Source organism: Sporosarcina sp. D27 (genome assembly GCF_000586555.1).
Taxonomy (GTDB): domain Bacteria; phylum Bacillota; class Bacilli; order Bacillales_A; family Planococcaceae; genus Sporosarcina.
In genome coordinates this window covers 1-7,864 of the sequence record NZ_AZUC01000020.1, presented here as the reverse complement: position 1 = coordinate 7,864, position 7,864 = coordinate 1, and the positions used below count along the sequence as shown (strand labels likewise).

At 41.4% G+C, this 7,864-nt stretch carries 9 protein-coding genes; all 9 read left to right on the top strand.

Annotation, left to right across the window (positions count from 1 at the left end; genetic code table 11):
- Window positions 1-145 precede the first annotated feature (145 nt).
- The 9 genes from msrA (at window position 146) to N693_RS0105985 (ending at window position 7,725) form a co-directional block, all read left to right on the top strand.
- Window positions 146-814, top strand: a complete 669-nt coding sequence (gene msrA / locus N693_RS0106025; protein ID WP_025783891.1) for a peptide-methionine (S)-S-oxide reductase MsrA — start codon at window positions 146-148, stop codon at window positions 812-814.
- A 189-nt stretch (window positions 815-1,003) separates the two neighbouring features.
- On the top strand, window positions 1,004-1,786 hold the full coding sequence (locus N693_RS0106020) for a 3D domain-containing protein (protein WP_025783890.1): 783 nt from the start codon (window positions 1,004-1,006) through the stop codon (window positions 1,784-1,786).
- A gap of 115 nt (window positions 1,787-1,901) precedes the next feature.
- The gene (locus N693_RS0106015) at window positions 1,902-2,756 is read left to right on the top strand and encodes an STAS domain-containing protein (RefSeq protein WP_025783888.1); all 855 of its coding nucleotides are present in this window, start codon (window positions 1,902-1,904) and stop codon (window positions 2,754-2,756) included.
- Window positions 2,757-2,824: 68 nt separating this feature from the next.
- A complete protein-coding gene (locus N693_RS0106010; protein ID WP_025783886.1) occupies window positions 2,825-3,637 on the top strand; it encodes a Cof-type HAD-IIB family hydrolase in 813 nt (270 codons plus the stop codon).
- 341 nt (window positions 3,638-3,978) lie between these two features.
- On the top strand, window positions 3,979-4,959 hold the full coding sequence (locus N693_RS0106005; RefSeq protein WP_025783885.1) for an ABC transporter substrate-binding protein: 981 nt from the start codon (window positions 3,979-3,981) through the stop codon (window positions 4,957-4,959).
- Between the two features lie 17 nt (window positions 4,960-4,976).
- Window positions 4,977-5,963, top strand: coding sequence for an iron ABC transporter permease (locus N693_RS0106000; RefSeq protein ID WP_025783883.1), 987 nt, complete (start codon window positions 4,977-4,979; stop codon window positions 5,961-5,963).
- Between the two features lies 1 nt (window position 5,964).
- On the top strand, window positions 5,965-6,744 hold the full coding sequence (locus N693_RS0105995; RefSeq protein WP_025783881.1) for an ABC transporter ATP-binding protein: 780 nt from the start codon (window positions 5,965-5,967) through the stop codon (window positions 6,742-6,744).
- A 23-nt stretch (window positions 6,745-6,767) separates the two neighbouring features.
- A complete protein-coding gene (locus N693_RS0105990; protein WP_025783879.1) occupies window positions 6,768-7,277 on the top strand; it encodes a heme iron utilization protein in 510 nt (169 codons plus the stop codon).
- A gap of 25 nt (window positions 7,278-7,302) precedes the next feature.
- Window positions 7,303-7,725 (top strand): DinB family protein, encoded by a 423-nt coding sequence (locus N693_RS0105985; RefSeq protein ID WP_025783877.1) that lies wholly within the window; start codon window positions 7,303-7,305, stop codon window positions 7,723-7,725.
- Window positions 7,726-7,864 lie beyond the last annotated feature (139 nt).

Here is a 7,864-nt window from a genome sequence, read left to right as displayed (position 1 = left end):
GAAACCGTGATTTATGAGCACACTCCCTAGTTTATGAGCGGAATCAAATGGGTTATGAGCACAAACAAAGATTTACGATTCCCCAACTCCCCTAGAGATTCCCTACATCTCCTAATGGGTACAATAAATTAAATGAGGTGAAATCATGGAACCTGTAACAATATTAGAAGTGGAAAAAGGATTACATGAAATCCCATTTGAAACAGCGTTATTTGGGATGGGATGCTTTTGGGGACCTGAAGCTAGGTTTGGAGGCATTCCAGGTGTACTCAGAACCCGTGTTGGATATGCCGGGGGCACGACTCAAAATCCGACGTATCGGAAAATGGGCGATCATACGGAAACGCTGGAAGTGGATTTTGATCCAACACTAGTCTCCTATGAAAAGTTGCTGAGTGTATTCTGGAATAATCATTATCCGAATCGCGACGCTTATAAAGGACGACAGTATTTGTCGATCCTCCGGTACCGAAGTGAAGAGCAACGTCTTGACATCGAGCGCGTCAAAAAGGAAATGGAAGCCGTTTTAGGAGAAGGAATTGAAACAGAAATTGCTCCGTTCGAATCGTTTACTCTTGCAGAAACACGTCATCAAAAATACTATCTTAAACGCTATCCAAAGGCACTTGAACAAGTCGAAGTTTTGTATCCTATCCCAGAAATGCTAGTTGACTCAGCGTTCGCAGCACGCCTTAATGCGTTTGTGAAAGGTTTTGGCACTCGTCAAGAACTGATTACAGAAATCACGAGGTGGCCAATCACCAGTGATGCTCAGCATGTATTAGCCGACACACTTCAGACTATGAAATGGTAGCAAACAATCACTAAAAAAGTAGCAGCTTCCAAAAAAACAGGAAGTCTGCTACTTTCTTGTTTTCAAATTGAGAAACTCTTCATTTATCAAATGAATGATTAAAAAGTATATGAGTGGTAATACTTACAAACAGCGTCGAAAGATTGATAAAAGCGGCGCGGATTTTTAATCATTAAAGGAGGAACTCATTTGAAAAAGTTTGTACAAGCAATTGTTTTCCTGTTGGCAATTGTACTGCTAGCCGCACCTGTTGTTGCCGAGTCGAACGAGTCAGATTCAGTAGATGAATCTGAAGTTACTGAAGGACGGGATGTCTATCCATTCCAACCTGCAGTTGGATCAGAACTTATTGCAGATAACCCGCTGTTAGAAGAGGAACCTTCTCTTACGTACAAAGTGCAACCTGGAGATAACTTATACAGAATTGCGTTAGCTCACTCTGTTCCCTTGCAATCATTAATAGAATGGAATGGGTTGTCAAGCGAACTCATACACCCGGGAGATGTATTGAATGTCTCTCTAGACGCACCAGGTTCAACAACGAATATGAAAAAGATGAAAAAGGCTATAGCGGCAGCACCGGTAACGAAACAAGAGTCGAATGCTCCACCTACGTCTAAGCATACAGTTTCAACAAAAACTGCATCTGCTCCTGCAACGGTACCTGCTTCAGCACAGAGCGGAAGAGAGCTTACCATGACCGCAACCGCATATACTGCATATTGCAACGGCTGTTCCGGTACGACTAAGATCGGCATTAACTTGCGTGCGAATCCAAACCAAAAAGTAATTGCAGTAGACCCTTCTGTCATTCCACTCGGCTCTCGGGTTTGGGTAGAAGGATATGGTGAGGCGATTGCTGGGGATACTGGTGGCGCGATTAAAGGACATAAAATCGATGTGTTTATCCCTGGTTTAGATTCAGCCATGGCTTGGGGAGTTAAAAAAGTTAGAGTCAAAGTTCTAAATTAAGTACTAGTCCGGAGAGGAGACTCTCCGGTTTTTTCTGCAAAATATTTGATTCTGATGTAAGATGGATAGGGGAGAAGTGTGTACATATTAGTAAGAGACAGGAGTAGAACAAACAATGATAGATTGGAATAAGGATCTCAATATTTACTTAATGGATAATATAAAAACAATAACTGATGAATGGCTTGCACTTCGTGATTCTGGTCAGCAGTCTATCTACTCAAGAGATGCAGGTGCAGCCACTGAACAAACGTTGAGAGAGCAAAATAATTTAACGAACAGAACGATTGCTAGCAGTTTGCTCGGTCCCAGTGGGAACTTTGAAGCGCAAAAAGCTGAATGGGCAGAATTGATTGCGAAGAGCCGTATTGCATCAAATACCTCAATATCTGAAGTGGTAGACGCCATTAGTCGTGTACGAAAAGTATTTTGGCGACAGGTGGAACGATTTGTCGGACAGCAAACTGAAACAGTTCCTGTGGCGGTTGTCTTGCAGTGGGGAGAGACAATCCATTTAGCGTTTGACGAATTACTGACAGCCTTCTCTGACATGTACTTCATCTTAATGACGACACGTTTAAATGCCCAACAAAGTCTGATCGACGAGTTGAGTTCTCCTATTATTAAAATTAACGAGAATATCGGAATTTTACCATTGGTAGGAGATATAGATACGGAACGAGCAAAGGCAATTTTGGAAGTCGTTCCTGCTAAATGTATGGAATCAGATATATTAAAGTTATTTATCGACTTATCTGGTGTTTCGATTATCGATACAATGGTTGCCAATCAAATTTATGAAGTCATACAAGTTCTTAACTTGCTTGGTGTTAAATCGACAATTACTGGAATTCGTCCTGAAATCGCACAGACATCCATACAATTAGGTTTGGATTTCTCAACGATTGAAACACATAGTTCGTTACAACAAGCTTTAAAAGACAAATATATTGTGAAGAAAGTGGACTGAAGCATTAAAGGCATGTGCTTGAATTGTGCAAGATTATTTTCAGTTCATGTTCGCTAGGAGGAATGGAAATGTCCAATAAAAAAATCGTATTTTTTGATTTGGATGGTACTTTAATGAGTCATGACAAAACCATCTTGCCGTCAACAAAAGAAGCATTGCATGCACTTCGTGAAAAAGGGATTATTACCGTCATTTGTACTGGGCGCGCCCCAAGAATGTTCCAGGAACTACTGACCGAATTAGAATTCGACTCGTATGTTTCTATGAATGGCCAACATGTGGTCTATGAAAGTAACGAATTATTTTCCAATCCGATGAACACAGAAATTCTGACAGAACTTAGTGCGCTAGCGAAAGAAAATGGACATGGCATTACATACTCCAATTCGGAAGTATTCGCTGCAAATGCAGCTGAGCATCCACTCGTTGCTGGAAGTCTAGGTCGACTGAAGCTAAAGTATCCTGAAGTGGATGCAGAAATCTTCGCTCATTCACCTGTTCACCAAATTCAGTTATACGGCAATATGGACGATATGCAGTCTTACAAAGATCGCTATCAAGAGGATTATGTCTTTATTCACTGGGATGAAAATGCGGTGGACATGTTGCCAAAAGGCGCATCAAAAGCAGTTGGTATTCGTAAATTGATGGAACATCTTGATATTCCTGTTGAAAACAGCTACGCATTCGGGGATGGACCGAATGATTTTGAAATGATTGAATTCGTGGGCACAGGAATCGCGATGGGGAATGCGATTCCAGAGTTAAAGGAAAAGGCAGATCTTGTAACTGATACATGTTCAAACGACGGCATATTAAAAGGCTTACTTGCTTGTGGATTGTTAGAAGAAGCGGAAGTGTCTTTGCATAACAATCACTAATAGCTTTATATAATCTAACTCATTAATCCTGGTGATTAATGCCAATAGGAAATACACCTGCTATTGTTCTACAAAGATAGCAGGTTTTTTGCGTTCACTTAAAACTACATTTAGATTCTTTGTAGTTAACTCTAAGTAACTCATCCAGTGAATTAAGACTCATAACTCTTGATACTTGACGAATTGGATTTGCACCATAAGTTCCAAAAATAAGTGGTTTTCAAAAATAGTTTGACATTCAACAGTGAGAATGGTTATCATTGAAAATGAAATTCATTCTCAATTAAAATTTCGAGAGAATGGAATAACCTTGTACTACTACATATTTAGGGGGAACTAAATTGAGAAAGATCTTAACTGGATTATCAATTGGGATGCTTGCAGTCTTAACTGCATGTGGACCAACAGAGAAAGAAGAAGTTCAAAAAGAAAAAGCAGTAACGAGTGACACTGAGCAAGTAGAGAAGGCGGATGCGAAAACGGCTGACGGTGTAGCTGAAAAGGAACTTAAAGATACACTGGCCGAGTTCCCGGAAGGTACACCTGAACGGATTATTACGACATCTGTACCATTAGCAGAAATGCTTGATTTACTTAATGTAACACCGGTTGGAGTGCCAACTTCAACAAACCCACTTCCGGCGAACTTTGAAAAGATTGATCAAATCGGATCTCCTATGCAGCCGGATCTTGAAGTGGTTACGAGTTTGACACCGGATTTAATCTTAGGGGCAGAGTCATTGCGTAGCACGTTAGATAAAAGCTTGGAAGGCATGAATCTACCAACAGCTTATCTTCCAACAGATTCGTTCGATGATTTGAAACTCAGTTTCAAAGCACTAGGAACATACTTTGATAAGACAGATGAAATGGACAAAGTCCTTAACCAATTAGTATCTAAAGAGAACGAATTAGTAGAGCAAGGAAAAGGCAAAGACCTGCCGAGTGTATTGCTTGTTATTGGTACGGCTGATTCGTTCATGGTTATGAATGATGAATCATATGTTGGAAGCTTAGTGAAAAAATTGGGTGCAGACAATATCGCGACTTCGGTCTTGAAAGTGAAAGATCGCTATTCCCCAATAAATATGGAAGACGTCGTTGTGGCGGATCCCGACATCATCCTCGTACTAGCTTCAGGAGATCATGGTGCTTCTGAAGACGCGTTCAAAAAAGAAGTAGAGAGCAATGATACATGGACTAAGCTTTCTGCTTATCAGAACGACAAAATTGAAGTATTGGACTACGGAGTATTTGGTGTCACATCGATTAAAAATGCAGAAAAGGCGCTTACCGATATTTCAACTTATTTTTATGAATGAAGAGAGGCGAGCGTTGCATGACTAAATCTCGAAGCGGACTCATTGTTGTCATTACGTTTCTTCTAGCAATTGCGGCAGCGGTGATCGCGATCGGATTAGGAAGTATTCGAATCTCAGTACCTGATATTTTAGAGACACTCTTTCACTCAACGGCTGATAACGTAAACGACACGATTATTTTCAACATTAGATTGCCACGTGTGATTTTGGCATTGATTATCGGGGCGAATATCGCAATTTCCGGCGCAATCTTGCAAGCTGTTATGGGGAATCCACTTGCAGATCCAGGTCTTACAGGAGTTACAAGTGGAGCGGCGGTTTTTGTCCTAGTCATTATGTTGGCGAAACCTGAGTACACCCAGTTCATGCCTCTTGCTGCACTTATTGGCGGGATGCTTGCAGCGACGATTGTCTATGCGCTAGCTTGGCGAAGAAACGGGATTTCTCCAATTTCGATTATCTTAGCTGGAGTTGCGGTCAATGCGCTATGTGGAGGAGTGGTTGGTTATTTATCGATTATTTACAGTGACCGCCTCCCTTCTGCCGTCCAATGGATGAATGGAAGTTTAGCAGCAAAGGGGAATTCCGTCGTCTCCATGATTCTTCCTTACGCAATCGTTGGTTGGATTCTATCCTTCTTTGCTATCAGAAAAGCAAATGTGATTCGAATGGGAGACCAAGTTGCCGCTAACCTAGGTGAAAACGTCAATCGTATCCGGATTCTTCTTTCAATCTTAGCGGTCTTTTTAGCTGCCATTTCTGTTGCGGCAATTGGAATGATTGGATTTGTCGGACTCATTGTTCCTCATATGGCCAGATTTTTAGTCGGCTCCAACTACAAGTATATGATGCCGATGAGCATGGCTCTTGGCGCATTAGTGTTGTTAGTGGCGGATACAGGTGGCCGAACGTTATTTTCTCCACTTGAAATTCCAGCAGGGATTCTAATGGCGGTAATCGGAGGACCTTATTTTCTTTATTTGATGAGAAGGAGTGTATTTTAATATGTTAACGGTAAACTCAATTTCCATTCAATATGAACAGAAAAAGGTAATTAACGATTTCTCATTTAGTGTAGAAGAAGGAGAAGTTGTATCGATTATCGGCCCAAACGGATCAGGGAAGTCGACGTTACTCAAATCTATTTCCCGCCAAATACCCTACCAATCTGGTTCAGTGGAATTGGATGGCATGAACATGAAGGCGATGAATCCCAAACAAATTGCCCGCAAGCTGTGTATGCTTAGCCAAAAAAATCAGGCACCAAGTGATATGACGGTATACGATCTTGTTTCATATGGGAGATATCCACATAAGCGTTGGTTTGAAAAACTGACCAAAGATGACCGAGATATTATCGAGTGGGCAATTGAAAAAACACATTTAACGGATTACCAAGAACGAACTGTCGCGTCCCTTTCAGGGGGAGAGTCGCAGCGCGCGTGGATTGCAATGGCACTCGCACAGCGACCACAAATCCTTCTTTTGGATGAACCTACGACATACCTAGACATCTCCCATCAGCACGAGGTTCTAGAACTTGTGCGCGAGCTTAATGAGGAGATGGGCATGACTGTCATCATGGTGTTGCATGATTTAAACCAAGCGGCACATTATAGCGATCGAGTTATCGTCGTACAAAGTGGTGAGAAGGCGATGTGTGGTACACCTGATCAGGTTATGACAACCGAGATGATTCGGGAAGTGTATAGAATGGATTCTGAAGTGATGTACAATCATGCAGAACGAAAACCACGTATTCATTTATTACGGACAGCACGATAATTAATTTACTGGAGGAATGTCACATGGCGAAAGCAATCGATCTAGAAAAATACAAAAAATCTTATTTGGAATTTATGGAGACACGAAAAGGTCTTATCCTTTCAATGTTAGACGGAGAAGGAAAACCATTTACAAGCTGTGCTCCATTTGTGAAAAAAGACGGCAAATTGTACATTTACATAAGCCAAGTTGCTGAACATTATTACCATATGGAGAATAGCGAGTGGATCGATGCAATGATGATTGCGGATGAGACTACGACGAAAAATCCATTTGCAACTGAACGCATGCGCATGCGTTGCACACCGAAAAACATTGGAAACGAAGGACACGATGATATTTTTGAGTTGTTCAACTCACAGTTTGATTCGAAATTGCTAGATGTTCTTCGCGGACTCGACTTCTCACTATTCGAACTGACACCGTCAATGGGACGTTATGTCGTTGGATTTGGAATGGCTTTCGATGCGGACATCTCAGGTGAGGTCTTCACACACGTAGTTGTCGACAAAAAGAACAAAGCAAACGTCTGAGTCTAACCTAAAGGAGAATTACTATATGTCTTATTCGACTGTACTCCCAATTTGGGAGGCACTGCGTCAACGCTTTACAAAAACGACGTCAGAATTACCGGAATCCGATCTTAATCTGACACTTGGTAAGTCTTCCGTCCGTGGGCTCCTTTATCATACGGCTGAAGTTGAATATATGTTTGCTGAGTGGTTTTTCGGCAAAACGAAACCTGAATATCCTGCACAAACTTCATCAGAATCGTTACAGGAACTTGTGGAGTTACTGGCAGCTTCCAATGCACATTTAGTCCAAGCGATGCAAGAACTTCCCGAGGACCAATGGGGAACTCCAGTGGAATCTCCAATGGGTTCTTCTTCACCTCTGGAGGCAGTAGGACGACTCATGTACCATACCGGCATGCATGCTGGGCAAATTTCATTGATACAGAAAAACGGTTCAAGTAAATAAAATAGAATTGTTAGTGTAAAAAGCAACCTATATGTAGAGGATGCTTCAGACTGTATACAAACTCCAGAAATCATGGGGTTTGTCTACAGTCTTTTTTCTTTTCCAAATAGAATTAACAATGAAAAGTTGATTTCCGCTG